This window comes from Micromonospora sp. CPCC 205539 (assembly GCF_036906815.1).
Taxonomy (GTDB): Bacteria; Actinomycetota; Actinomycetes; order Mycobacteriales; family Micromonosporaceae; genus Micromonospora.
The window spans coordinates 19,499-45,725 of the sequence record NZ_JBAKHW010000029.1; the positions used below are offsets into that span (position 1 = coordinate 19,499).

Annotated in this window: 20 protein-coding genes; 15 read left to right on the forward strand and 5 right to left on the reverse strand. The window is 73.1% G+C overall.

What is annotated here, in order from left to right; genetic code table 11:
* Window positions 1-143 precede the first annotated feature (143 nt).
* The 4 genes from V6V47_RS32750 (at window position 144) to V6V47_RS23290 (ending at window position 6,251) form a co-directional block, all read left to right on the forward strand.
* Complete coding sequence (locus V6V47_RS32750) at window positions 144-2,123, forward strand: protein kinase domain-containing protein (RefSeq protein ID WP_442934291.1); 1,980 nt, start codon at window positions 144-146, stop codon at window positions 2,121-2,123.
* Between the two features lie 74 nt (window positions 2,124-2,197).
* On the forward strand, window positions 2,198-4,126 hold the full coding sequence (cobU, locus tag V6V47_RS23280; protein WP_334630446.1) for a bifunctional adenosylcobinamide kinase/adenosylcobinamide-phosphate guanylyltransferase: 1,929 nt from the start codon (window positions 2,198-2,200) through the stop codon (window positions 4,124-4,126).
* Window positions 4,116-4,889: an adenosylcobinamide-GDP ribazoletransferase gene (locus V6V47_RS23285; protein WP_334630447.1), complete on the forward strand. Its 774-nt coding sequence runs from the start codon at window positions 4,116-4,118 to the stop codon at window positions 4,887-4,889. The genes cobU and V6V47_RS23285 overlap by 11 nt, the downstream gene beginning before the upstream one ends.
* Before the next feature lie 66 nt (window positions 4,890-4,955).
* A complete protein-coding gene (locus tag V6V47_RS23290; RefSeq protein ID WP_334630448.1) occupies window positions 4,956-6,251 on the forward strand; it encodes a DUF2314 domain-containing protein in 1,296 nt (431 codons plus the stop codon).
* 135 nt (window positions 6,252-6,386) lie between these two features.
* Here the strand turns inward: V6V47_RS23290 and gcvT are convergent, their stop codons facing one another.
* The gene (gcvT, locus tag V6V47_RS23295; RefSeq protein ID WP_334630449.1) at window positions 6,387-7,517 is read right to left on the reverse strand and encodes a glycine cleavage system aminomethyltransferase GcvT; all 1,131 of its coding nucleotides are present in this window, start codon (window positions 7,515-7,517) and stop codon (window positions 6,387-6,389) included.
* 162 nt (window positions 7,518-7,679) lie between these two features.
* Here gcvT and V6V47_RS23300 point away from each other — a divergent pair, with 162 nt between their 5' ends.
* On the forward strand, window positions 7,680-9,254 hold the full coding sequence (locus V6V47_RS23300; protein ID WP_334630450.1) for a leucyl aminopeptidase: 1,575 nt from the start codon (window positions 7,680-7,682) through the stop codon (window positions 9,252-9,254).
* A gap of 49 nt (window positions 9,255-9,303) precedes the next feature.
* On the opposite strand, the gene V6V47_RS23305 is transcribed toward V6V47_RS23300, so the two are convergent.
* On the reverse strand, window positions 9,304-9,633 hold the full coding sequence (locus V6V47_RS23305) for a hypothetical protein (protein WP_334630451.1): 330 nt from the start codon (window positions 9,631-9,633) through the stop codon (window positions 9,304-9,306).
* A 140-nt stretch (window positions 9,634-9,773) separates the two neighbouring features.
* Between V6V47_RS23305 and lpdA the strand changes: the two genes are divergently transcribed.
* Together lpdA and sucB are read left to right on the forward strand one after the other, a co-directional pair.
* Window positions 9,774-11,201: a dihydrolipoyl dehydrogenase gene (gene lpdA, locus V6V47_RS23310; RefSeq protein ID WP_334630452.1), complete on the forward strand. Its 1,428-nt coding sequence runs from the start codon at window positions 9,774-9,776 to the stop codon at window positions 11,199-11,201.
* Window positions 11,202-11,267: 66 nt separating this feature from the next.
* Window positions 11,268-13,088: a 2-oxoglutarate dehydrogenase, E2 component, dihydrolipoamide succinyltransferase gene (gene sucB / locus V6V47_RS23315; protein ID WP_334630453.1), complete on the forward strand. Its 1,821-nt coding sequence runs from the start codon at window positions 11,268-11,270 to the stop codon at window positions 13,086-13,088.
* A 69-nt stretch (window positions 13,089-13,157) separates the two neighbouring features.
* Here sucB and V6V47_RS23320 read toward each other — a convergent pair whose 3' ends face one another.
* Entirely contained in the window at window positions 13,158-14,093 is a 936-nt protein-coding gene (locus V6V47_RS23320; protein WP_334630454.1) for an SDR family NAD(P)-dependent oxidoreductase, read from the reverse strand.
* A gap of 172 nt (window positions 14,094-14,265) precedes the next feature.
* On the opposite strand from V6V47_RS23320, the gene V6V47_RS23325 reads away from it, so the two are divergent.
* The 5 genes from V6V47_RS23325 (at window position 14,266) to V6V47_RS23345 (ending at window position 19,156) form a co-directional block, all read left to right on the forward strand.
* Entirely contained in the window at window positions 14,266-15,603 is a 1,338-nt protein-coding gene (locus V6V47_RS23325) for a low temperature requirement protein A (protein ID WP_334630455.1), read from the forward strand.
* Window positions 15,604-15,682: 79 nt separating this feature from the next.
* On the forward strand, window positions 15,683-16,177 hold the full coding sequence (locus V6V47_RS23330) for a hemerythrin domain-containing protein (RefSeq protein WP_334630456.1): 495 nt from the start codon (window positions 15,683-15,685) through the stop codon (window positions 16,175-16,177).
* A 73-nt stretch (window positions 16,178-16,250) separates the two neighbouring features.
* Window positions 16,251-17,174 carry a TIGR03621 family F420-dependent LLM class oxidoreductase gene (locus V6V47_RS23335; protein WP_334630457.1) on the forward strand — a complete coding sequence of 308 codons (924 nt, stop codon included), beginning with the start codon at window positions 16,251-16,253 and terminating at the stop codon, window positions 17,172-17,174.
* 40 nt (window positions 17,175-17,214) lie between these two features.
* Complete coding sequence (locus V6V47_RS23340) at window positions 17,215-18,213, forward strand: aldo/keto reductase (RefSeq protein ID WP_334630458.1); 999 nt, start codon at window positions 17,215-17,217, stop codon at window positions 18,211-18,213.
* Between the two features lie 43 nt (window positions 18,214-18,256).
* Complete coding sequence (locus V6V47_RS23345) at window positions 18,257-19,156, forward strand: TIGR01777 family oxidoreductase (protein ID WP_334630459.1); 900 nt, start codon at window positions 18,257-18,259, stop codon at window positions 19,154-19,156.
* A gap of 191 nt (window positions 19,157-19,347) precedes the next feature.
* Here V6V47_RS23345 and V6V47_RS23350 read toward each other — a convergent pair whose 3' ends face one another.
* The gene (locus V6V47_RS23350) at window positions 19,348-20,565 is read right to left on the reverse strand and encodes an extracellular catalytic domain type 1 short-chain-length polyhydroxyalkanoate depolymerase (protein WP_334630498.1); all 1,218 of its coding nucleotides are present in this window, start codon (window positions 20,563-20,565) and stop codon (window positions 19,348-19,350) included.
* A 208-nt stretch (window positions 20,566-20,773) separates the two neighbouring features.
* Here V6V47_RS23350 and V6V47_RS23355 point away from each other — a divergent pair, with 208 nt between their 5' ends.
* Window positions 20,774-22,600, forward strand: a complete 1,827-nt coding sequence (locus V6V47_RS23355; RefSeq protein WP_334630460.1) for a DUF2079 domain-containing protein — start codon at window positions 20,774-20,776, stop codon at window positions 22,598-22,600.
* Between the two features lie 76 nt (window positions 22,601-22,676).
* A complete protein-coding gene (gene lipB / locus V6V47_RS23360; RefSeq protein WP_334630461.1) occupies window positions 22,677-23,318 on the forward strand; it encodes a lipoyl(octanoyl) transferase LipB in 642 nt (213 codons plus the stop codon).
* A 109-nt stretch (window positions 23,319-23,427) separates the two neighbouring features.
* Here the strand turns inward: lipB and aspS are convergent, their stop codons facing one another.
* Entirely contained in the window at window positions 23,428-24,714 is a 1,287-nt protein-coding gene (aspS, locus tag V6V47_RS23365) for an aspartate--tRNA(Asn) ligase (protein WP_334630462.1), read from the reverse strand.
* Window positions 24,715-25,131: 417 nt separating this feature from the next.
* Between aspS and lipA the strand changes: the two genes are divergently transcribed.
* The gene (gene lipA, locus V6V47_RS23370; protein ID WP_334630463.1) at window positions 25,132-26,127 is read left to right on the forward strand and encodes a lipoyl synthase; all 996 of its coding nucleotides are present in this window, start codon (window positions 25,132-25,134) and stop codon (window positions 26,125-26,127) included.
* The last annotated feature ends 100 nt before the right edge of the window (window positions 26,128-26,227 follow it).

Below are 26,227 nucleotides of genomic sequence, written 5' to 3' on the forward strand. Positions count from 1 at the left end.
CCGCGTCTCCCCTCGCCGCTGAAGTCCCCGTGGGACGAACCCCCGCAAGCGTAGTCGGCCCGGCCCGTGACGGCCGCTCGCTCACCCCTGCACCGTCCCCCGGGGCCGATCAACGCATCGGCGGCGGCCGGTACGGTGGCTCGGTGCTGACACGGGGAGTGCTGCTTGGCGACCGGTACCGGCTGGGCGAGCGGGTGGCGACGGGCGGGATGGGCGCGGTCTGGCGCGGCACCGACGTGCTGCTCGAACGCGAAGTGGCGGTGAAGGTGCTGCTGCCGTCGTTGGTCGCCGACCAGGAGTTCACCACCCGGTTCCGGGCCGAGGCGCGGATGCTGGCGGCGCTGCGGCATCCCGGCGTGGTCGCGGTGCACGACGTCGGGCAGGCCGCGCTCGCCGACGGCAGCCGGGTCGACTACCTGGTGATGGAGTACGTCGAGGGCGAGCCCCTGTCCGCCCGGGTACGTGCGGCGGGCCGGCTGGACCCGGCCACCACCATGTCGGTGCTGGCGCAGGCCGGGGAGGCGCTGCACACCGCGCACCGCGCCGGCATCGTGCACCGCGACGTGAAGCCGGGCAACCTGCTGATCAAGGCGGACAGCCGGGTGGTGCTGGTCGACTTCGGCATCGCCCGGTCCCGCAGCATGGCCGGGCTGACCGCGGCGAACATGGTGCTCGGCACCGCCTCGTACATGTCTCCGGAGCAGGCCACCGGGCAGCCGGTCTCGGCCGCCACGGACGTCTACGCGCTCGGCGCGGTGGCGTACTTCTGCCTCGCCGGACGGCCACCGTTCGACGGCGACAACCCCCTCGCCGTGGCGCTGCGGCACGCCCAGGAGGAGCCGGCGCCGCTGCCGCCGGACACCCCGCCCGCCGTCGCCGCGGTGGTCGCGCGGGCGCTGGCCAAACGCCCGACCGACCGGTACGCCAGTGCCGCCGAGCTGGCCGGTGCCGCCGCCGACGCCCGCGACGCGACCCTGGCCAGAATCCCGCCGGCCGCCCGGCCGCCGTGGGCGGTGGCCGCCCCCACGCCGTCCGTGCCGAACGCGGTGTCGCTCACCCCGCCCGTCTCTGCTCCCGTGCCGCCCACCCCGGCCTCCGGGCCGCCAGCGGCGGCCACTCCGCCAGCGGCGGCCACTCCGCCCGCCGGTTCACCGCCCGCCGGTTCACCGCCCGCCGGTTCGCCGCCCGCCGGTTCACCGCTGGAAGCGCCGCCCCTGACCGGCCCACCGCTGGCAGCGCCGCACCTAACCGGCCCACCGGTCGCCGGACCACCGCTGGCCACGCCAGCGCCCGCCGGCCCGCCACTGGCCACGCCAGCGCTCGTCGGGCCGGCGTGGGTGGGGTCGGCTGCGGTGCGTACCCCGGCGGGTTTCGCGGCCGAGCCCACGACCGAGCCGGGACGGACCCGGGAGGACCCGCTGCAAGCGGGCTCGCCCGGCCGTAGCCGGGCCATCCTGGTCGGGGCCGGCGCGGCCGTCCTCGTCGCGCTGGTCGCCACGGTGGCCGTGCTTGCGCTCCGGCCCGACGGAAAGCCCGACGGGACGAACCCGCCGCCCGCGCTGGCCGGTGAGTCCGCGGCGGCCCCGGACGCGCCGCTGCGCTCCGCAGGCTCGACCACCCCGGGACCTCGACCGAGCGGCACGCCGGGCGCCACCCGCACCGCGACCGGCGCCCCGACCAGCGAGCCGACCGGTGGGCAACCGGACAGTACGGCGACCGCGGGCGGTACGCCGACCGGGACCGCCAGCAGCCGACCGACGTCCACCGGCAGCCCGGCGGGCCGGCCCAACCCGTACACGGCGGCGCAGGCGTGCGGCAGCGGCTACCAGGTGATCGACTCGGCGACGCTGACCAGCGGCGGCCAGCGCAAGGGGCGCGTCTTCCTGCTGTACCACGCGGGCACCGGCAACAACTGCGTGGTCACCCTCAAGGACACCGCCGTCGGTAAGGCGTCGGCGGTGTCGGCGTACCTGGAGGTGCAGGGGCGGGCCCGCAGCACCGACAGCGGGGCGTTCACCTACTACGCCGGGCCGGTGCGGGCCAAGGCCGCCGGGTCGTGCGTGAAGTGGGGCGGCGCCACCGGCGGGGTCAGCTACGGCAGCGGCTTCGAGCACTGCGACTGACCGAGCACCGACCGCCCGGCCATGGGCACCGGGCCGGCAGGCACCGGAACCCCCGGCGGCCTTAAGGTACGGGCATGTCCGTTGACGGGTGGAACACGGTCCTGGTGCTCGGCGGCACTCGGTCCGGCAAGTCCGAGTTCGCTGAGTCCCTGGTCACCGATGCTCCGGTGGTCCGCTACCTCGCCACCGCGCCGGAGGGGGACCCGGAGGACACCGAGTGGGCGACCCGGCTCGCGGCGCACCGCGCCCGCCGGCCGGGGAGTTGGAGCACGGAGGAGACCTCGGCCGAGCCACGGCAGTTGGCCGACGTCCTCGCGTCCGCCGAACCCAACGAGACGCTGCTGGTCGACGACCTCGGCGGCTGGGTGACCGTGCTGCTCGACCCGGAGCACCAGCCGGCCGATGACGTGGCGACCATCGACGAGCTGGCCGAGGCGCTGCGCACCTGCCCGGCGCGGGTGGTCCTGGTCAGCCCCGAGGTGGGGCTCTCGCTGGTGCCCACCACGCCGCTGGGCCGGGCGTTCACCGACGCGCTCGGCGCGGTCAACCGCGCGGTCGCCGACGCCTGCGACGCGGTGGCGCTGGTGGTCGCCGGCCAGCCGGTCTGGCTGAAGCCGATCGCCCCGACCGTCGCCGCGGCTCCGGCTCCCGTCGTCGATGCCACGCCGAACGCGCCCGCCGCGCCGCCGAACGGCACGCTCCTCAGCGATGTCGAGCCGACCCCCGAGGTGCAGCTACCGGACGTGCTGACCCACACGCCGCCGGTCGCTCCGAACAAGGAGCCGGGCAACCCCTGGGCCGCGCCGACCATGGCGCTGCCGATGGTGGCCACCGGGCTGGTCATCCAGCCGGGCATGGAGCTGCCGATGCCCGACGAGTACACCGGCCCGCAGGCGGTGGACCGCCTGGCCACCCTGGACGTACCCGGCGCCGGTCTGGGCGTGCTGGATCGGGTGGTGGGCTTCGCCGCCGCCACCCAGGCCACCTCGACGCCGGTCGCCTGGGGCTCGGTGCGGGTGCTGTTGCTGCACGGCGACCACGCCGGCGGCGCGTCGGCCGGCACCGTGGCCGGCGAATCGGAGCGCCGGGCCCGGCAGGCCCGCGCCGGCCAGGGCGTGCTGGCCCGGCTGGCCGCCGAGAGCGGTGCCAGCCTCCAGGTGGTGGACACTCCGAGCGCCGCGCCGATCGAGAACGAGCCGGCGCTCTCCCTCAAGCAGGTGGAATCCGCACTGCGCTACGGCTGGCGGCTCGCCGAGCAGGCCGCGGACGCCGGCGTACAGCTGCTGGTCCTGGCGGCGTGCGGCTCCGGCACCGAGGCGGCTGCCGCGGCGGTGCTGGCGGCCACCGCGGGCGCGGAGCCGCCGGCGGTGCTCGGCCGGGTGATCACCGAGGCCAACGAGATCGACGACGCGGCCTGGATGATTCGCTGCGCGACGGTACGCGACGCGCTGCACCGCACCCGCCGCTCGCCGCGCGGCGCGAAGGACGTGCTGGCCGAGCTGGGCGGCGGCGACGTGGCGGTCGCCACCGGCATCCTGCTCGGTGCCACCGCCCGCCGGGTGCCGGTGCTGCTGGACGGGCCGGTCGGGTTGGCGGCCGGGATGGTCAGCCGCGACCTGGCCGGGCAGGCGCGGCACTGGTGCCTGCTCGCCGACCACGGCGGCCACCCCGCCGTACGGCTGGCCGCCGACGTCCTCGGCCTCACTCCGCTGCTCGACCTGCGACTGGATCTCGGCGAGGGCGCGAACGCGCTGGCCGCGTTGCCGCTGCTGCGCTCGGTGCTGTCGATGGCCGCAGCGCTGCCGGTCCATCCGTCGCTGGGCGGCGGGCAGCCGGGCCGGGACACGGCCGACCCGGAGTACGCGCAGACCGGTTACCCCGAGTCCGAGTACCCGGATTCCGACTACGCCGACCCGGACTACGCCGAGCCGGAGCCGGACGGGCCGGGCCCGGCCAGCACCGGAGCGGACGAGCAGCCGGCGTCGGGCTGGCGTGCCGGCTGAGTCACGGCTCGCCGCGGGGGCCCGGCTGGCGGCCACCACGTTCACCACGCTGCCGGTGCGGGCCGGCCGGATCGACCGACCGGTGGCCGGCACCGCGATGGCGCTCGCCCCGGCGGTCGGCGCGTTGCTCGGCGCGCTCCTGGCCGGCGTACTGCTGCTGACCGCCGCGCTCGCTCCCCCGCTGGTGGCCGCCGGCGTGACGGTGGCCGCCGCCGCGCTGCTCACCCGAGGGCTGCACCTGGACGGGCTGGCCGACACCGTGGACGCGCTCGGCTCGTACCGGCGGGGCGCCGCCGCGCTGGAGATCATGAAGAAGCCGGACGTCGGCCCGTTCGGGGTGGTCGCGCTGGTGGTCGTACTCCTGGTGCAGGCCGCGGCGCTCGCCGAGCTGGCCGGACGGTCCTGGCCGGCGTGCCTCGCGGCGGTGGTCGCGGCGACCGCCGCCGGGCGGCTGGGCGTGACGGTGGCCTGTCGGCGGGGCGTGCCGGCGGCTCGACCGGACGGGCTGGGGGCGCTGGTCGCCGGCACGGTCGGCCCGGTGGCGCTGACCGCCGGCGCGATCGCCGTCGTGCTGCTGGCGGTGCCGGCGGTGCCGGGCCGTCCGTGGCAGGGGCCACTGGCCGTCGTCGCCGCGCTCGCCGTCGCGGTTCCGCTGCTGGCCCACGCGGTACGCCGGTTCGGCGGGATCACCGGCGACGTGCTCGGAGCGACCGTCGAGGTGGTCACCACGCTCGTCTACCTGGGACTGGTGCTGTCCGCCTGAAGCTGGCACGGCGGGCCGGGTAGCGTTCGGCTCGACAGCACCGGCGCGGCCCACCGGGGGACATGAATGCTCATCACGGACGACTTCCTGCCCGTACCGGTCCCGGAGTCGCTCAGCGCGACCTACCTGGTGCCGATGGCAGGGCTGCCGAAGGTCAGCGCCAAGACCGCGGTGGCGGCGCTGACCGGCCGGCTGGCCGAGCCGGTGCACGGGCTGGCCAAGCAGATGCTGGACAGCCCGCTGATGAGCGTGGACACCCGGCCGATCAGCGAGTTCCCCGAACTGCCACCGGATCTGCTCACCGCGTTCGGCGCCACCCAGGCGCAGTTGGATCGGCTGGCCGCGGCGAGCCACCTGGTGGTGGTGCAGGCCGAGTACCGGCCCGGCTGGCCGCCGGCGCACGAGTGGGCGGCCCGGGCGGTGGCCGCGGCGGTGGCGGAGTCCGTCGACGGCGATGTGGTGGACGTCTTCGGCCTGCAGTTCCTCGACCCGGAGACCGCGCTGCGCTCGCTCCCGGACGAGCAGGGCCGAATCCGGCTGGTGGACTGGGTGCTGGTGCCGTACTCGTCCGACACGGAGGGGTTGTGGTTCACCACCAAGGGGCTGCGCCGGTTCGGGCTGCTGGAGTTGCAGACGCAGGGGGTGCCCGACCACCTCACCCGGGCCTGGGGCGCGGTGATGACCGGTGCGGCGCGCCGGCTGCTGCGGGACTGGACCGACGGGCTCGCTGGCGAGGAGGTGCCGGCGTTCGTGCAGTTGCCGGTGCTGGCCACGGTGACGGGGCACGACATCGCGGTGGCGTACGGCAATCCGGAGCAGCACGGCGCGACCGCTCCGGTGCTGCTGCGCCTGGAGTTGGACCCGGCGACCGACCCGGAGGCCGACTCGTTCCTCAGCCTGCGCCCACCGGCCGGGCACCCGGGTCCGGACGGGCGCTACTACGCCGCCGCCTGCGCGACGCTGTTCTCCGGCATCCAGCCGGATGTGCGGTACGCCCGCGCCGGTGACGCGATGAGCCGGGCGGTCGCCACCGCCCGGGCCGCGCTGGGCGACGCGCGGGCCCGGTTCGTCGCGGGTCAACTGCCGGTGGAGTCGCAGGTGGTGGTCAAGTACGGCCTGCCCGGCGACGACGGCCCGGAGTACGTCTGGGCGGGGGTCACCTCGTGGGACACCCCGGAGCGGATCGTCGGTGTCAGCTCCAGCGACGCCAACACCGACCCAAGTGTCCGCATCGGAACCCCGGTGGTGATCGAAACAACCGACGTCGTCGACTGGGCGGTGCTGGACGCCACCGGCGTCATCGAGGGCGGCTGGACCCAAGCGGTCCTGGACGCGGGCGAACCCCCCACCCCAGCCCCCTAACCCTCCCCCCGCCCCTCCCACCAGCGTGATCAAGAGGTTTGCGTCATCCGGAGCCCGGATCCTGACGCAAACCTCTTGATCACCGGTGAAGGTGGGGGTGGGTGAAGGTGAGGGTGGGGAGGGGAGGCGGGCGGGTCAGCGCACCGATGGGGTTATGAACGGCGGGCGGGTCACCTGCATGGGTGCTCTCCGGCCGCGGATGTCGATCTCCACCTCGTCGCCGTCCTTCAGCTCCGCTTTCGTGTCCAGCAGGGCCAGGGCGATGCCCTGCTTCTTGGTGGGTGAGAAGGTGCCGCTGGTCACGGTGCCGACCTGCACGTCACCGACGTACACCGCCATCCCGGGTCTCGGGATGGCCCGGTCGACGGCCACCAGGCCGCGCAGCGTACGGCGAGGGCCTGCGCTCTTCTCCGCGAGCAGCGCGGCACGGCCCCAGAAGGCCGGCTTGTCCCATCCCACCGCCCACCCGGAGCGGGCCTGCACCGGGGTGATCTCCAGCGAGAGATCCTGCCCGTGCAGCGGGTAGCCCATCTCGGTACGCAGCGTGTCCCGGGCGGCCAGCCCGCAGGCCCGCAGCTCGAAGCCCTCACCGGCAGCGAAGAGCGCGTCCCACACGGCGACCGCGTGCTCGGCCGGCACCACCAGCTCGTAGCCCAGCTCGCCCGTGTAGCCGGTACGGCAGACCGTCAGCTCCACCCCGGCCAGGCTGGCGGTCGAGTAGCTCATGTAACCGTGCTCGGTGGGCAGGCCGAGGGCGCCCAGCAGCTCCGCCGAGCGGGGGCCCTGCACGGCCAGCACCGCGTACGCCTCGTGCTCGTTGGTGACGGTGACCTGCTCCGGCGCGGCGGCGCGCAGCCGGCGGACCACCTCGGCGGTGTTCGCCGCGTTGGGAATGAGGAAGACGTGGTCGTCGGCGTACAGGTAGGCGATGATGTCGTCCACCACACCGCCGGTGGCGTCGTCGCAACACAGCGTGTACTGCGCGCGGCCGGGGCCGATCCGGCCCAGGTCGTTGCTGAGGCAGGCGTTGACGAACTCGGCGGCGCCGGGGCCGGTGACCCGGGCCTTGCCCAGGTGCGAGACGTCGAAGACCCCGACCGCGGTCCGGACCGCGGTGTGCTCCTTGAGCACGCCGCCGCCGGCGTACTCCAGCGGCATCTCCCAGCCCCCGAAGGGGGCGAACTTGGCGCCGGCCGCAGCGTGCCGCTCGTGCAGTGGGGAACGGCGCAGCCGGGTCGCGGCGGCGTCGGAGGTCACGTCGGTCATGGGTGGCAACTTACCGGGGGCAGGGCCGCTGGTTAGCATCGGCGGGAGCCCGCAGGCGCCATCGGCGGGACAGCCCCGACGTCCGGCGGGTAGGTTCCGCCGGAGACCTTCACCGCCGGTACGCGACGCAGCGACCGGCCCGGCCCGCCCGGAGTAGCTTCAGTGACATCACCCCGCACCACCACCCTGAGCCTGGTCGACACCGACCCGGCGGAGCTCGCCGTCGACGCGATCGTGATCGGCGTGCACAGCCAGACCGGAGAGCAGGGCGCCACCAGCGGCCTCGCCGGCACTCTGCTGCTCGCCAGCGGCGCGGAGAGCATCGCCGCCGCCTTCGACGGCAAGCTGACCGAGACACTGGCGCTGCTCGGCGCGACCGGTGGGCCGGGCGAGGTGATCAAGCTGGCCACGCTGGGCACGATCACCGCCCCGGTGGTCCTCGCGGTCGGGCTCGGCTCGGAGCCGTCGGGCGCCGCTCCGGCCCCGGAGACGCTGCGTCGGGCGGCCGGCGCGGCGGTCCGGGCCCTGGCGGGCGCGCCGAAGGTGGCGCTGGCACTGCCGCTACCGGACGACGCCGACGCGCCGGCCGCGCTGCGCGCGGTCGGTGAGGGCGCGCTGCTCGGCGGGTACCGGTTCGCCGGCTACAAGACCCGGCCGCAGCCGTCCCGGCGGGAGCCGGTGGCCGAGGTCCTGGTCGCGGTGCCGGACGCCAGCGACGCGGTCGCCCAGGCGGAGGTCACCCGGGCGCAGGTGGTAGCCGGCGCGGTCCGGCTCAGCCGCGACTGGGTGAACACCGCGCCGAACGAGCTGCGTCCGCCGTCGTTCGCCGACACCGTGGCCGCTGCCGCCCGGGACGCCGGCCTCGGCGTCGAGGTGCTGGACGAGGCGGCGCTCGCCGCTGGCGGGTACGGCGGCATCGTCGCGGTCGGGCAGGGCTCGGAGGCTCCGCCGCGGCTGGTGAAGCTGACCTACACCCCGACGGACGGTGGCAGCGGCAAGCGGGTCGCGCTGGTCGGCAAGGGCATCACCTTCGACACCGGCGGCATCTCGATCAAGCCGGCGCAGGGCATGTGGGAGATGAAGTCCGACATGGCGGGCGCCGCGGCCGTGGGCGCCGCCATGCTGGCGATCGCCGCGCTCAAGCCGGCGGTGGCGGTCAACGCCTACCTGCCGATGGCGGAGAACATGCCGTCGGGCAGCAGCTACCGCCCGGGCGACGTGATCAGCATGTACAACGGCAAGAAGGTGGAGGTGCTCAACACCGACGCCGAGGGCCGGATGGTCCTGGGCGACGCGATGGCCCGCGCCTGCGAGGACGGCACCGACTACCTGTTCGAGACGTCCACCCTGACCGGCGGCCAGGTGATCTCGCTGGGCAAGCGGATGGCCGGCGTGATGGGCACCGCGGAGCTGTGCCAGCGGGTCCAAGCGGTCGGCGACACGGTCGGCGAGCCGGCCTGGCCGATGCCGCTCCCGGACGACGTGCGCAAGGGCATGGACTCGGAGGTGGCGGACATCTCACAGGTCAACGCCGGGATGGACCGGGCCGGCCACATGCTGCAGGGCGGCGTGTTCCTGCGGGAGTTCGTGACCGACGACGTGGCGTGGGCGCACATCGACATCGCGGGGCCGGGCTACCACTCCGGCGAGGCGACCGGCTACTGGACCAAGGGCGGCACCGGCGTCCCGGTTCGCACCCTGGTGCAGCTGGTCGAGGACGTCGCCGTCAACGGCTGACGATCTGACGATCCGGGGCGCTCTCTTCTGGGGGGCGCCCCGGTCACGTTCAGTACCGGTCGGGGCGGCGCTTGCGCCGCTCGTTGAAGTCGCGCATCCGCTGCGGGTAGCCCATCAGCCGGACGTCGTACACCGGGATGGCCATCCGGTACGCGAAGCGCCGCGCGCCGTCCGGACCGTCGATGCGCCGACGGGTCCACTCGCCGTCGTCGGCGATCAGGATGACCGTGGTCTCGGTGACCGTGGTGCGCGGCTCGATGAACGCCTCCACCCCGCGCCGGCTCCGGACGAAGGTCTCGAGATGGTCCAGGTCGCCACGATCGGCCGCACGATCATGGCTCGCCACACGCGCCTGTTTGCGGCGCCGGAACAAACCCACGGGACCTCTCCCCCACCGTCCGTCATCGAAGACGGTGCCAAGCGTACGTGTCGCCGACGTGTCGTTGGGCACCTCAGTACGCACCCTGTGCTCAGTGGTGACAAGATGACCGAGGTGGGGTGTGTCCCTGTTACCCCTTAGTGACCCCCGAATGCAGTGACGCGACCTGGGAGTTGGACGTGAGCGAGCCGAACGACGCAACCTTCGACATCGTCATCCTCGGAGGTGGCAGCGGCGGCTACGCGGCAGCGCTGCGCGCCGCCCAGCTCGACCTCTCGGTCGCGCTGATCGAGAAGGGCAAGCTCGGCGGCACCTGCCTGCACAACGGCTGCATCCCGACGAAGGCCCTGCTGCACGCCGCGGAGATCGCCGACCAGACCCGCGAGTCGGAGCAGTTCGGCATCAAGGCCGAGCTGGTCGGGATCGACATGGCCGGGGTCAACTCGTACAAGGACGGCGTGATCTCCCGCCTGTACAAGGGCCTGCAGGGCCTGGTGGGCGGTTCGAAGAACATCACCCTGGTGTCCGGCGCCGGCAAGCTGGTCGGCACCAACGTGGTCGAGGTCGACGGCAAGCGCTACACCGGCCGCAACCTGATCCTGGCCTCCGGCTCGTACGCGAAGAGCCTGCCCGGCCTCGAGGTCGACGGCGAGCGGATCATCACCAGCGACCACGCGCTCACCCTGGACCGGGTCCCCTCGTCGGTGATCGTGCTGGGCGGCGGCGTGATCGGCGTCGAGTTCGCCAGCGTGTGGAAGTCCTTCGGCGTGGACGTGACGATCGTCGAGGCGCTGCCCCGGCTGGTCGCCGCCGAGGACGAGGAGTCGTCGAAGGCGCTGGAGCGGGCGTTCCGCAAGCGCAAGATCAACTTCAAGGTCGGCAAGCCGTTCGAGAAGGTCGAGAAGACCGACAACGGCGTCAAGCTGACCATCCAGGGCGGCGAGACCGTCGAGGCCGAGCTGCTGCTGGTCGCCGTCGGCCGCGGCCCCAACACCGCCAACCTCGGGTACGAGGAGCAGGGCGTCAAGATGGACCGCGGCTACGTGCTGACCGACGAGCGGCTGCGCACCAGCGTGCCGAACGTCTACGCGGTCGGCGACATTGTGCCCGGCCTCCAGCTCGCGCACCGCGGCTTCCAGCAGGGCATCTTCGTCGCCGAGGAGATCGCCGGCCAGAACCCGGCCGTCATCGACGAGGTCGGCATCCCGCGGGTCACCTACTCTGACCCGGAGCTGGCGTCGGTCGGCCTGACCGAGGCGAAGGCCAAGGAGCAGTACGGCGACAAGGTGCAGACCTACAACTACTCACTCGGCGGCAACGGCAAGAGCCAGATCCTCAAGACCACCGGCTTCATCAAGCTGGTCCGGGTCGCCGACGGCCCGGTGGTCGGCGTGCACATGGTCGGCGCCCGGGTGGGCGAGCTGGTCGGTGAGGCGCAGCTCATCTACAACTGGGAGGCGTACCCGGCCGAGGTCGCCCAGCTCGTGCACGCACACCCGACCCAGAACGAGGCCCTGGGCGAGGCGCACCTGGCCCTCGCCGGCAAGCCGCTGCACGCGCACGCCTGATCACCACAACCGCGGCGTCCGGCGACGGGCGAAGATCCCACCAGGGGAATGAAGGAGTCTCAGAACATGCCGGTATCGGTCACCATGCCCCGGCTCGGCGAGAGCGTCACCGAGGGCACCGTCACGCGCTGGCTCAAGCAGGAGGGTGACACCGTCGAGGTCGACGAGCCCCTGCTCGAGGTCTCGACCGACAAGGTCGACACCGAGATCCCGTCGCCCGCGGCGGGCGTGCTGAGCCGGATCGTGGTCGGCGAGGACGAGACCGCCGAGGTCGGCAGCGAGCTGGCCGTCATCGCCGGCGAGGGCGAGTCGACCGGCGGTGGCGAGGCCGCCCCGCAGGAGCAGCAGCAGGCTCCGGTCGAGCCGGCCACCGAGCCGACCGCCGCCGCCGAGGGCACCTCCGACCAGGTCGCCCAGGACGAGGCACCGACGTCGGCGCCGGCCCCGGCCGCCGCCAGTTCGGGCGAGGGCACCCCGGTGACGATGCCGGCCCTGGGTGAGAGCGTCACCGAGGGCACCGTCACCCGCTGGCTCAAGCAGGTCGGCGACACCGTCGAGGTCGACGAGCCGCTGCTCGAGGTCTCCACCGACAAGGTCGACACGGAGATCCCGTCGCCGGTCGCCGGCACCGTACTGGAGATCAAGGTCGCCGAGGACGAGACCGCCGCGGTCGGCGCCGCCCTGGTGATCATCGGTGCCGCCGGTGCCGCACCGGCCGCGGCGGAGCCCGAGCCGACGCCGGCACCGAAGGCGGAGGCACCGAAGGCCGAGCCGAAGCCGGCGCCGAAGGTCGAGGAGCCGACCGCGGGCGTGTCGTACAACGAGCCGGCCGCGGAGACCGAGACCTCGGCGCAGCCGGCACAGACGGAGCAGGCCGCGCAGCCGGCCGCGCCGACCGCGTCGCCGCAGCGCCCGACCGCCCCGGCCCCGGCCGGCGGCGAGGAGGCCGCCGGGTACGTCACCCCGCTGGTGCGCAAGCTGGCCAGCGAGCACGGCGTCGACCTGGCCTCGCTCAACGGCACCGGCGTGGGTGGCCGGATCCGCAAGCAGGACGTGCTGGAGGCGGCCGAGAAGGCGAAGGCCGCCCCGGCCCCCGCCGCGCAGCCGGCCGCTGCGGCGAAGGCCCCGGCCAAGCCGGCCGCCAAGCCGCAGCCGAGCAGCAAGCGGGGCACCACCGAGAAGCTGCCCCGGATCCGTAAGGCCATCGCCAAGCGGATGCACGAGTCGCTGCACGAGATGGCGCAGCTCACCACGGTGGTCGAGGTGGACGTCACGCGGATCGCCAAGCTGCGGGCGCAGGCGAAGGACTCCTTCGTGCAGCGGCACGGCGTCAAGCTGTCCTTCCTGCCGTTCTTCGCCCTCGCCGCGGTCGAGGCGCTCCAGACCTACCCGATCGTCAACGCTCAGTTGGATCTGGAAGGTGGCACGATCACCTACCCGGCCGCCGAGCACCTGGGCATCGCGGTGGACACCGAGCGGGGCCTGGTCGTGCCGGTCATCCACGACGCCGGTGACCTCAACCTGGGCGGCATCGCCAAGCGGGTCGCGGACCTGGCCGAGCGGACCCGGACCAACAAGATCAGCCCGGACGAGCTGGCCGGGGCGACCTTCACGCTCACCAACACGGGCAGCCGGGGCGCGCTCTTCGACACCCCGATCGTGCCGTCGCCGCAGTCGGCGATGCTCGGCACGGGTGCCGTGGTCAAGCGGCCGGTCGTGGTCAACGACCCGGAGCTGGGCGAGGTCGTCGCGGTCCGGTCGATGGTCTACCTGGCCATGTCGTATGACCACCGGCTGATCGACGGCGCCGACGCGGCCCGTTTCCTGGCCGCGGTCAAGGAGCGGCTGGAGGCCGGCAACTTCGAGTCGGAGCTGGGCCTGGCCTGATCCCCCGCGTCAACCGCGAAAGGGCGCCCCGGTCGTCGACCGGGGCGCTCTTTCGCCGTTCCTGGGCGTTCAGCCCCTGAGCATCTCGGTCGAGACCTGCCAGAGTCGCTCGGCGGCCTCCGGGTCCAGCGCGTAGTCTGCGACGCCCGTCCGCTGGCCGGGCTGGGCCGGGGCAGCCTCCTGACAGTCCTCGAAGTATCGCCCGCCGACCCCGTCGAGCAGCGGCGAGGCGGCCACCAGCACCGAGGTGGCCGCGCCCTGCTCGACGGTCTTCCAGGCAGCCGCGTTGCCCGAGCGCAACCGGTTCAGCTCCTCCTCGCTGACGTAACGCTGCAGGTTTGTCCGGATCGCCCCGGGCATCACCGCGTTGACCATGATGCCGTTGTCGGCCCAGCGGCGGGTCGCCTCCACGGCGAAGAGCACGTTGGCCGTCTTCGACTGCCCGTACGCCTGCCACGGCTCGTACTCCCGGCGGTCGTACTGGATGTCCTCGAAGACCACCGGCGAGCGCAGGTGGGCGGCGGAACTGAGCGAGACGATCCGGGCCCCGTCGGCGGCGGCGAGCGCCGGGCGTAGCCCGGTGGCGAGCGCGAAGTGCCCGAGGTGGTTGGTGGCGAACTGCATCTCCCAGCCCTGCGGGGTGCGGGTCAGGGGTGCGGCCATGATGCCGGCGTTATTCACCAGGATGTGCAGCGGACCGTCCCAGTTGGCGACGAAGTCGGCGACCGAGTCCTGGTCGGCGAGGTCCAGCGGAGCGACCAGGATCCGGTCGTTGCCGGTGGTGCCGGTGATGTCCTCGGCGGCCCGCTGGCCGGCGTCGGTGTCACGGACGGCCAGGGTCACCTCGGCACCGGCGCTGGCGAGGGCGCGGGCGGTCTCCACACCGATGCCGGACGACCCACCGGTGACGACCGCCCGCCGCCTGACGAGATCCACGCCCTGGATCACGTCCATGGCCGTGGAGTGATGGGCGAACGAAGTGGTGATCGGCTTGCTCGTCGTCATGATCCATCCTTGTCCTACTGGAGGCCGCGGTACACGCGTTTTCCCACCCCGGACCAGAGGTAACATTCGGCGCCATCGGCGGGGAGGCGGATGTCCCGACGGCCTGCGACGCCGCATCACGGGCTGAGCCGTTCCCGCCTCCGGCCCGGCCGGACGCTGCCAGAGTGGGATCGTGGGCGGCTACCGGCGGGGTGGGCAGCTGGGTCCGGCCGTCCCCATCGCCCCCGGCGCCCGGGTGGACAAGTTCGAGGTCTTCTTCGACCTGGTCTTCGTCTTCTCGTTCTTCATCATCACCCGGGCGACCGCCGCGAACATCTCCGGTCGGCAACTGCTGCACGCCGGGCTGGTGCTCGCCGTGCTCTGGTGGTGCTGGGTGGTCCACAGCCTGGTCGCCACCCGGATCCGTCTCGGCGAGGGCTACGTCCCGGTGCTGATGGTGATCGCGATGGCTGCGCTGTTCGCGTTCGCGCTGGCGCTGCCGCAGGCGTTCAGCGACCCGCAGGCCGGTGCCGCCGGCCCGATGCTGGTGGCCGTCAGCTACGTCGTGGTCCGTGGCGTCCACGCGATCCTCTATGCCTATGTGGTGCGGGACAGCCCGCAGGAGCGCCGACAACTGCGCCGGTTCGCCCCGGAGCTGGCGGCGAGCATCGTCCTGCTGCTGGCCGCCGCGCTGGTCCCGCCGATGATCGACGACGCGGGCCGAGCGGCGCTGGTCCGCGACGGCCTGTGGATCGCGGTGGTGGTGGTCCAGTACGCCACCGGCTTCATCGTCGGCACCTGGGGCTGGGGAGTGACCAGCGCCGAACACTGGACCGAACGCTACGACCTCATCCTGATCATCGCGCTGGGTGAGTCGATCATCTCGGTGGGTGTCGGCGGCAACCTGCTCGGCAAGGAGGTCACCTGGCCCGCGGTGGCGGCCGCCAGCCTCGGCATCGTGTTCACCGCCGCCCTGTGGTGGGCGCACTTCGACTTCATCGGACCGGCCGCCCGGATCGCCCTGCATGCGGGGGAAGGTGGTGCCCGGGTCGCGATGGCCCGCGACGCGTACGCCTACCTCTACCTACCCATGATCGCGGCCGTCATCCTCTTCTCCATCGGCAGCGAGGAGATCCTGCACCAGGTCACCGACCCGGCCGGCGGGGCCGCCGAGCGCATCGACGGGCCGGCCGTACCGATGCTCTTCGGTGGGGTGATCTGGTACTTCGCCGTCAACATGCTGTTCCAGCTGCGCACCCTGCGCACGGTCAGCTGGACCCGGGTCGGCGTGCTGGTGGTGCTCGCGGTGGCGCTGCCGATCGGGCAGCGCCTGCCGGCGCTGGGCGCGCTCGGCCTGCTGACCGCGATCTGCGTCGCGCTGGTGGCCGTGGAGGTGCTGGTGATGTCGACATCCCGGCGCGCGCTCCGGGCGGTCGTCTTCGAGGAGCGGACCACCCACGAGGCGCACGAAGCCGCCTGGCGGGCCCGCTGGCACGACCTCCAGGAATCGGACGAGCCGACCACGCCGTAACGCCCCGAGGTAGGCTCCCGCTCAGCGTCGCGGTGTACCGGGCCCGAAGGCCGCCCTGGGCATGGAGGCGCGGGACAGCATGGGAATGAACGTGCACCCGACCAGTTCGCCGGCCGGCCGGCTCGCCGCCGTCGGCAATCAGATGATCGAGATCCACCTCTGGCTCACCGCGGAGCTGGCCCGCCTCCGGGCGAGCCTCGACACCGCCGCCCCCGAGGACGCCCACCCGTCGCGGGACCTGCGCGCCCACTGCCTGGCCTTCTGCGCGGCGCTCGGCCGGCACCACACCGCCGAGGACGGCGGCGCGTTCCGGCTGCTGGCCGACCAGGTCCCTGAGCTGCGCCCGGTCCTCGCCAACCTGATCACCGACCACGAGGTGGTGGCGGGCATCCTGGGCCGGATCGAGGATCTGTTGGGCGGCGCCACGCCGATGCCGGTGGCCCGGGTACGCGGCGAGCTGGACGGGCTGGCCGCGCTGCTGGAGTCCCATTTCCGGTACGAGGAGAAGAGGTTGGTCACGGCGCTCAACGCGCTCACCGGCCAACCCGGGACGGTCGAGGACCTGCTCGGCTGAACGCTTTTCTCCCCTTGGCAGAACCGGCTCTCCCGGTTTGGCCATCCGGCCCGTACCCCGGCAGGCTGGGCGCATGGTCACCTTCTCCGTCCAGGCGAGCCCGTCCGACGCCGTCAGCTGGTGTGAGCTGGCCCGGCGGGCCGAGTCCGCCGGCTACGACGCGCTGCTGGTCGGTGACCACCCGGGCGCACGGGCCACACCGTTCGTGGCGCTGGCCGCCGCGGCGGCGGTCACCTCGACCCTCGGGCTGGGCTCGTACGTCTCCAACGCCGGCGTCCGCGAGCCGGCGCTGCTCGCCGCCGACGTGGCAACCCTCGACCTGGTCTCCGACGGGCGGGCCCGGCTCGGCATCGGAGCCGGCCACACCCCGGCCGAGTGGCGGGCGGTGGGGCGGGAACGCCCGGACGTCGCCGGTCGGGTGCGCCGCTGCATCGCGGTGACCGAGGCGGTACGGGCGCTGCTGGCCGGCGACGAGGTCACCGTCGACTCCGCCGACCTGACGATGTACGGCGCGCGACTGGACCGACCCCGTCCGACGCGGTCCCGGATCCCGTTGACCATGGGCTCGGCGAACACCGAGCTGCTGCGCTGGGCCGGCGCACACGCCGACGTGGTCGGGCTCACCGGCTTCGGCCGTACCCTCGCTGACGGCCACGACCACGACGTGCGCTGGCGGTCCGCGGAGATCGAGGCGCAGTTGGCCACGGTCGCGGCCGGCGCGGCCGGACGGGCCGACCCGCCCGCGCTGGAGGCGTTGGTGCAGCGGGTGGTGGTGGGTGACGACGCGCGGGCCGCCGCCGCGCAGAGCGCCGAGGAGACCGGGCTGACCGTCGACGAGCTGCTGGCCTCCCCGTTCGTGCTGATCGGCAGCCCGGACGAGATCGTCGCGACGGTGGAATCGCACCGGCGACGCTGGGGCGTCACCCGCTACGTGGTCCGGCCCGACGCGCTCGAGCCGCTGGCCCCGCTGCTGCCGCGGCTGACCGCCATCGTCTGAGCTTGACTTCGAGTGCACTCGACGACGAAAGCTGCACCGCATGACGACGACACCGACGTTGGGACGCAGCGGCATCGAGGTGAGCGCCATCGGGATGGGGTGCTGGGCGATCGGGGGCCCGCTCTGGGGCGACGGCGGGCAGCCGTTCGGTTGGGGCGAGGTGGACGACGACGAATCGATTCGGACCATCCACCGGGCGCTCGATCTCGGGGTGACCCTGTTCGACACGGCCAGCAACTACGGCGCCGGGCACAGTGAGCGGATTCTCGGTCGGGCCCTCGCCGGCCGCCGGGACGACGCGGTGATCGCCACGAAGTTCGGCAACGTCAGCGAGGAGGCCACCCGGCGGGCGCTCGGCACCGACGCCAGCCCGGCCTTCGCGGTACGCAGCCTGGAGGACTCGCTGCGCCGGCTGGGCACCGACCACGTCGACCTGTACCAACTGCACATCAACGAGCTGCCAGTGCCCGCCGCCCTCGACCTGGTCGGCACCCTGGAGGACCTGGTCAGCCAGGGCAAGATCCGGGCGTACGGCTGGAGCACCGACGACCCGGCCTCGGCGGAGGCGTTCGCGGCGGCCGGGACGCACTGCGCCGCCATCCAGCACGACCTGTCGGTGCTCCGGGACAACGCGGCGGTGCTGGCAGTCTGCGACACCTACGACCTGGCCAGCCTCAACCGGGGGCCACTGGCCATGGGGCTGCTCACCGGGTCGACCCGGGCGGTCGGCACGGACGACGTACGCGGCAGGGCGCCCGAGTGGTTGCAGTGGTTCACGGACGGGCGACCGACGCCGCGCTGGGCGGCGCGGGTCGATCAGGTCCGCGCGGCGCTCACCGCCGACGGACGCACCCTGGCCCAGGGCGCGCTCGGCTGGCTGCTGGCCCGCAACCCGCACACCGTGCCGATCCCCGGTCTGCGCACGGTGGCTCAGGCCGAGGAGAACCTGGCGACCCTGGCGCTCGGCCCGCTGAGCCCGGAGGCGTACGCCGAGGTGGAGCGCCTGCTGGCCGACCTGCGCCCAACCCCGGCAGCCTGACCCCCACCCGGCGAGCAGCGGCGTTCGGGACGAGGATGGGGGCATGCGGATCCTTCTGGCCGGCGCGTCCGGCTTCCTCGGCACCCGGCTGGTCGACCGGCTCGCGGCCGACGGACACCAGATCACCCGGCTGGTCCGTCGGCCGCCGCGCGACCCGCGGGAACAGCGGTGGGATCCGTCCGCCGCGCAGCTCGACCCCGCGGTGGTCGCCGGATCGGACGCGGTGGTCAACCTGGCCGGCGCGGGCGTCGGCGACAAGCGCTGGAACGACGACTACCGACGAGTGATCCGGTCCAGCAGGGTGGACACCACCGGCACGCTGGCGAGCACGATCGCCGGGCTGCCGGCCGCCGACCGGCCACGGGTGCTGCTGAACTCGTCGGCCGTCGGCTGGTACGGCAACACCGGCGACCGGGCGGTGGAGGAGGACGCGCCGGCCGGCGAGGGTTTCCTGGCCGACGTGTGCCGGGTCTGGGAGGCCGCGACCCGCCCGGCCGAGGACGCCGGGGTCCGCGTGGTGCGACTACGCATCGGCCTCCCCCTGCACCGCGACGGCGGGATGCTCAAGCCGCAGCTGCTGCCGATGCGGCTGGGCATCTCCGGCCCGCTGGGCGGTGGCCGGCAGTGGTGGCCGTGGATCTCGATGGCCGACTGGCTGGGTGCGACCCTCTTCCTGCTCGACCGGGACGACGTCGCCGGACCGGTCAACGTGGTCGGCCCCGCCCCCGCGACCAACGCGGAGTTCACCCGCGAACTCGCCCGGCAACTGCACCGCCCGGCGATCATGCCCATCCCGTCGCTGGCGCTGAAGGTGGCGCTCGGCGGTTTCGCCCAGGAGGCCCTGACCAGCGCTCGGGTCCTCCCCGGCGTCCTGACCCAGGCGGGCTTCGCGTACCACCACCCCGACCTCCCCAGCGCCCTGCACGCCGCCCTCACCGACTGACGAGGAGGGCCCCTCCCGTCGGGTCGGGAAGGGCCCTCCACCCCCGCCGCCCAGCCCCGCCCGCCCCACCCGCCCCGCCGATCTAGGGCAAAACCTCGTTAGTCGATCTCCGGCCACTGCAATCTGCCCTAGATCGACGAGGAGGGCCCCTCCCGTCGGGTCGGGAAGGGCCCTCCGTTTCGGGGGTGGGGTCAGCAGCCGATGACCCAGTAGTTGGGGCCGGTCTGCTTGAGGGCGCTGGTGTAGAAGGTGTTGTAGAGGCCCATCCGCTGGTTGGAGCCGTTCGCGTAGGCGTAGCCGCCGGACTGGTACGCCCGGCCGGCCGCGACGTGCGCGTAGTTGCTGGCGGTCACGCAGGTCGCCGGCGGGGTCTGCGTGGGCGTCGGGGTCGGGGTCGCCGTGGCCGTGGGCGTGGGGGTCGGGTCCGTTCCGCCGCCGTTCAGGCCGAAGAAGAGCGCGTCACGGTACGTCGAGCAGATGGTGTCCAGGAAGTACGCGGCGGCGTTGCCGCACTGGTCGGCCCCGGAGCCCGGGTCGACCGGCGTGCCGTGCCCCATCCCGGAGACCCGGTAGAGCCGTACGTCGTCGTTGCCGTACACCTCGAGGCTGGTGTTGCCGGGCAGTGACGAGGTGCTGCTCGGGGTCTGCGAGACGCCGCGCACGTTGGTCCACTGGTCGCGGGACTCGGTGCCGTTGAGCGGGGTGACCGTCGTGTCCGAGGTGCCGTGCCAGATGGCCACGCGGGGCCGCGGCCCGGCGTAGCCGGAGTAGGCGCCACGGACCAGGTCGCCCCAGGCGGCCGGCGTCTTGTCCGAGCCGGGGTTCATGCAGCTGAACGCGTTGACCATGCTGGTGGCGCAGCGGTACGGGATGCCCGCGATGATCGACCCGGCGGCGAAGACGTCCGGGTACGTGGCGAGCATGACCGCGCTCATCGCCCCGCCCGCGGAGAGACCGCTGACGTAGACCCGGGAGCCGTTCACCCCGAAGTTCGTCTTGGCGTGGTCGACCATCTGCTTGATGGACAGCGCCTCGCCCTGGCCCCGGGCGGTGTCCCCCAGCTCGAAGAAGTTGAAGCAGGAGTTGGCGTTGTTGGCGGACGGCTGCTGAGCCACGATCAGGGTGAACTTCCACTGGTCGGCGTACTTCTGCCAGCCGGAGTTGGCGAAGTAGCCGGAGGCGTTCTGGGTGCACCCGTGCAGCAGGACGACCGCCGGGGCGTTGGCCGGCAGACCGTCCGGCCGGTAGGCGTACATGGCGAGGTTGCCCGGGTTGGAGCCGAAGCCGGTGACCTGGGTCAGGGTGGCGGCCTGGGCGGGCGCGGCGAGGGCCACCGCGCCGGCGACGGCGAGGACGAGGCCGGCGACCGCACCGGTCAGCCGGGTGAGGATGGACGAGGAGCGACGCACGGCGGCCTCCAGACGGCAGACTGTGAACTGAGTCACTGTCGAATTGCCGCGAGGTTACGTCGATGTGTCACCGCTGTGACATGGGGCACGCTCACACATTCACCGGTATGGAGGTGTGTGCCCGGTTCCGTCGGCTCGCAACGGGATGTCTGCCCGAAGGTTCCGTGTCTGACCGGCCGGTCCAGGTCCGGTTGGTAACGTCCGCTGCGTGCCGTCCTCCCCGTCGCTGGCCACCGGGCCCGCACCCGCGTCCCCGCCGCGTGTCACCCGGGACCGCCGGGCCGACCTGATCGTCGTGCTGGTGGCGCTCGCGCTCGCCGTCTGGGTGACCAGTGGGCTGTGGCGGGCCCCGAACCTGCGCACCATCACCGTCAACTCCAGCGACCAGGCGCTCTTCGAGTGGCTGCTGGCCTTCGGCGGGCACGCGGTCACCCATGGTGAGAACCCGCTTTTCACGTACCTGATCAATGTCCCGGACGGGGTCAACCTCGCGGTCAACACCTCGATCACGGTGTACGCGGTGGTCTTCGCCCCGCTCACCTACCTGATCGGGCCGCCGGCGACGTTCCTGGTGATCCTGACCCTGAACCTGTTCGCCACCGCGCTGGCCTGGTACTGGCTGTTCTCCCGGCACCTGGTCCGCAACCGGCTGGCCGCCGGCGTCGGCGGCCTGTTCATCGCCTACTCCCCCGGCATGGTCTCGCACGCCAACGCCCACCTGAACTGGACGGCCGGCTGGCTGGTGCCGCTGCTGATCTGGCGACTGTTCGCGCTGCGGCGGGCCGGGCAATGGCTCCGCAACGGGCTGATCCTCGGTGTACTGGTCGCGGTGTCCTTCTCGATCGCCGCCGAGGGCCTGTTCTTCGCCGCGCTCGCGCTCGGCGTGTTCGTCGCCGTCTGGGCGGTGCACCCGGCCCACCGGGCGGAGGCCCGCGCCGCGCTGCCCACCTTTCTACGCGGGCTCGGGATGACCGCGGTGACGGCCGGTGCGCTGCTGTCGTACCCGTTGTGGCTGCACTTCGCCGGGCCGCAGCGGTTTCACGGCACCGGCTTCGACCCGGTGATCCACTCCGAGGACATCGCGGCGTTCGCCGCCTTCCCGCGTCGTTCACTGGCCGGCGAGGCCGGGCTGGGCACCGCGCTGGCGCCGAACCCGACCGAGGAGAACTCGTTCTTCGGCATCCCCCTGCTGGTGCTCACCGTGGTCTGCTTCGTCGCGCTCTGGCGCCGGGCCGACGCCGGTCGCCGGGCCACGCTCTGGGCGCTGGGGGTCACCGCGCTGATCTTCGCTGTCCTCTCCTTCGGGCCGGTGGCGAAGGTCGACGGGCGACGCACCGACCTGCTGCTGCCGTTCGACCTGCTCGGGCACCTGCCGGTGGTGAACGCCGCGCTGCCCGCCCGGCTGGCCCTGGTGGTCGCGCCGGTGATCGGCGTGCTGCTGGCGTACGCCCTCGACCAGCTGCGCGCCGACCCGCCCCGGCACCGCTCCACGGAGGTGGCCTGGGTGGTCGGGTTCGCGGTGGCTCTGCTGCCGCTGCTGCCCACTCCGCTGCTGACCGACGAGCGGGAGCCCATCCCGCGGTTCATCGCGGCCGGCACCTGGCGGGACTACGTCGCGCCGGGCGGGGTCCTCACCCCGGTCCCGCTGACCGTCGACATCTACCCGGACGGCCAGCGTTGGCAGGCGTACGCGCTGGCACACCGGCAGGGCGAGTTCGCCATCCCGGGCGGCTTCTTCCTCGGCCCCGGCGGCCCGGACGGGCGCGGTCGGATCGGGCCGGTGCCGCGCACCTTCAGCGCGCTCATGGACCAGGCTGGCCGTACCGGGCTAATGCCGATCATCACCGACGGGAGCATCCGGGAGGTCCAGGCCGATCTGCGGCACTGGCGGATCGAGACGGTCGTCCTCGCCGACCAGGTGCACGGCGCGAAGTTCGAGGTGGACGAGGAGGCGGTCCGGCGTACCGCCACCGCCCTGCTCGGCGAGCCGCAACGGGTCGACGACGTCTGGCTCTGGCGCATTCCACCGGCCTGACCGAGAGCGGCATCAGGAGCGCTGGTGAGGCGGCTCACCAGGGATCTTCGCCAGTCACGGGACTAGGCTGGATGCCGTGACCACGACGACCTCCGGCCTGACGGCCGTCCGCGCGGGCCTCCTCGAGTACCAGGCCGCCTGGGACGAGCAGCGCCGGCTGCACGAGTCGGTGGTGGCTGGCGAGCGCGGCGACACCGTGCTGCTGCTGGAGCACCCGAGCGTCTACACCGCGGGCAAGCGCACCGAGCCGTGGGACCGGCCGGAGGACGGCACTCCGGTGGTCGACGTGGACCGCGGCGGCAAGATCACTTGGCACGGGCCGGGTCAGCTCGTCGGCTACCCGATCCTGCGGCTGCCCGACCCGGTGGACGTGGTCGCCTACGTCCGCCGTACCGAGCAGCTGCTGATCGACGTGTGCGCCGAGTTCGGGCTGGCCGCCGGCCGGGTCGAGGGGCGCAGCGGGGTCTGGGTTCCCGAGGACGACCGCGGGCCGGCCCGCAAGGTGGCCGCCATCGGCATCCGGGTGGCCCGGGGCGTCACCCTGCACGGTTTCTCGATCAACTGCGACTGCGACCTGACGTTCTTCGACCGGATCGTGCCGTGCGGCATCCGGGACGCCGGCGTCACCTCGCTCACCGCCGAGCTGGGCCGCCCGGTCACCGTCGCGGACGTGCTCCCGGTGGTCGAGCGCCGGCTGTCCACCCTGACCGAGGTCTGAGCGCTCCAACCTCGTCGATCTAGGGACTATCGTCGCTACCTGATCTCCAGACACTGCAATCTTCCCTAGATCGACGAGTTGGCGGGCGGCACCGGCCGGCCGGGCGGCGCTACGGGGTCAAGCGGTGCAGGTCGCGCGGGAACGCGGTGACCTCCCGAACGTTCGCCGCGCCCACCAGCCGCGCCACGAACCGTTCCAGCCCGATCGCGAAGCCGCCGTGTGGCGGCATGCCGTGCCGGAAGGCGTCCAGGTAGCCGGCGTACGGCTCGATCGGCTCGCCGCGCGCGGCCAACGCGGCGCGGTAGTCGTCGTACCCGTGTAGCCGCTGCCCGCCGGTGACCAGCTCCAGACCACGGAAGAGCAGGTCAAAACCGTTCGAGTACGCCGGCCGGGCCGGGTCCGGATGGGTGTAGAAGGGTCGCTTCGCCATCGGGTAGCCGGTGACGAAGAGGAAGTCCGACCCGTGTTCGGTCCGGGCCCACTCCCCCAACGCCCGCTCGTGGGCAGGCGCGAGGTCCGGCTCGTCGGCCGGAGCGCCGGCGATCCGCAGCGCCTCGGTGAAGTGCACGGCGGGGATCTCGGCCGGCACCTCCGGCGGGGTCACGCCGAGGGTGGCCAGCGCCGCACCGGCTCGCTCCGTCACGCCGGTCAGCATCCCGGCGACGACGTCGCGCAACACGCGCATCACGTCCCGGTGGTCGGCGATGAAACCCAGCTCCGCGTCGAGCGAGGTGTACTGCGCCAGGTGCCGGACGGTGTCGTGCGGCTCGGCCCGGAACACCGGCCCCACCTCGTACACGCGCTCGAAGACGCCGACCATGAGCTGCTTGTAGAACTGCGGCGACTGGGCCAGGTACGCGGGCCGGCCGAACCAGTCCAGCGCGAAGACGTTCGCCCCGCTCTCGGTCGAGGAGCCCACCACCTTCGGAGTGTGGATCTCCACGAAGTCCCGGTCGCTGAGCGTGGCCCGGAACCCCGCCACCGCCGCCGCCGAGATCCGCAGCGCCGCCGATCGGGTCGGGTGCCGCAGCGCGGTCGGGGCGTTGTCGAGCTGGGTGGGCAGGCTGGCGGTGAGAGCCGGCCGGTACAGGTCGAACGGCGGTGGCACGGCGGGCGGGCCGAGTGGTCGTACCGTCGGGTCGGTCAGCTCGACTCCGGCGGCCGCGGTGTCGTTCGCGACCACCGTGGCGACGACCTCGACGACCGTCTCTTCGGTGAGTTTCTCCAGCTCGGCGCGGGCGGCCGGTTCGGTGACGACGACCTGGGACAGGCCGCCGGCGTCCCGCACGATCAGGAACGCCACCGACTTCAACAGCCGGCGGCGGTGGACCCACCCGGCGATCCGCACGGTTTCACCGATGTGGGTGGGCAGGTCAGAGGAAAGGATGCGTTGCACGGTGGTACCTCCTTGATCATCGCAACGCGACCCCAAAGAGGTGTGGGCGAGCGGGAACCTCGCGGTGCCACCACACCTTCGTCCCCGCCGAAGCGGAGACCTCGTTCGTCGCCTGATGACCGGGGCCAGCCGGGCGGGCTCTACTGGGCGCGGCGGGCCGCAACCGTTCTTCCCGCAGCTCAGGAGGGTCTTCACGCACCGGCGCCAGACCGCCTCTCAGCACCGGCGGCTCTCTGCACTGGCGGGTCGGGGCGCTACTCGGCTCCGTCGTCGCTGTTGGCGGAGACAGTAACACCCGATCCCTGCGGTTGTGACGCCCATTTTCGACACTCCGGTGTCCGGCGTCACAACTTCTGGGGCGTGACGCCGGTCGCCTGACGCACATAGACGCCGGCCATCCGGCGTAGGCTCGTTTTCGTGACGATCGAGCACTCCGCGCCGACGACCGGCCAGGCAGCGCGCACCGCAACGGCCGCCCCCGAGGGGCGCCGTCTGCTGCGCATCGAGGCGCGCAACGCCGAGACGCCGATCGAGCGTAAACCGCCATGGATCAAGGTCAAGGCCAAGATGGGCCCGGAGTACACCCAGCTGCGCGGGCTCGTCTCGCGTGAGGGGCTGCACACCGTCTGCCAGGAGGCCGGCTGCCCCAACATCTACGAGTGCTGGGAGGACCGGGAGGCCACCTTCCTCATCGGTGGCGACCAGTGCACCCGGCGCTGCGACTTCTGCCAGATCGACACCGGCAAGCCGGCCGAGTTCGACGCCGACGAGCCGCGCCGGGTCGCCGAGTCGGTGGTCTCGATGGGGCTGCGCTACGCCACCATCACCGGCGTCGCCCGCGACGACCTGCCCGACGGCGGCGCGTGGCTGTACGCCGAGACCGTCCGGCAGATCCACGCCCTGCAGCCCGGCTGCGGCGTCGAGCTGCTGATCCCGGACTTCAACGCCGTCCCCGAGCAGTTGGCCGAGGTCTTCGGCTCCCGCCCGGAGGTGCTGGCGCACAACGTCGAGACCGTGCCGCGCATCTTCAAGCGGATCCGGCCGGCGTTCCGCTACGACCGTTCGCTGGACGTGATCCGGCAGGCCCGCGCCGACGGCCTGGTCACCAAGAGCAACCTCATCCTGGGCATGGGCGAGGAGCGGGCCGAGGTCTCGCAGGCGCTGCGCGACCTGCACGAGGCCGGCTGTGAGCTGATCACCATCACGCAGTACCTGCGCCCGACCCCCCGGCACCACCCGGTGACCCGCTGGGTCAAGCCGGAGGAGTTCGTGGAGCTGCGCGAGGAGGCCGAGGAGATCGGCTTCGCTGGCGTGATGAGCGGGCCGTTGGTGCGCTCGTCCTACCGTGCCGGCCGGCTCTACCGGCAGGCGCTCGACGCCCGCGCCGGCATCCCGGTCAGCAACGCGAGCTGACCCGCCGGCTGGCCTAACCAGCCCCGCCCATTTCGGCGGCCTGCCGCCGTAGGCACCCCACGGCGGCAGCCCGACATCGCAGCCTGCGCGACATTTACGG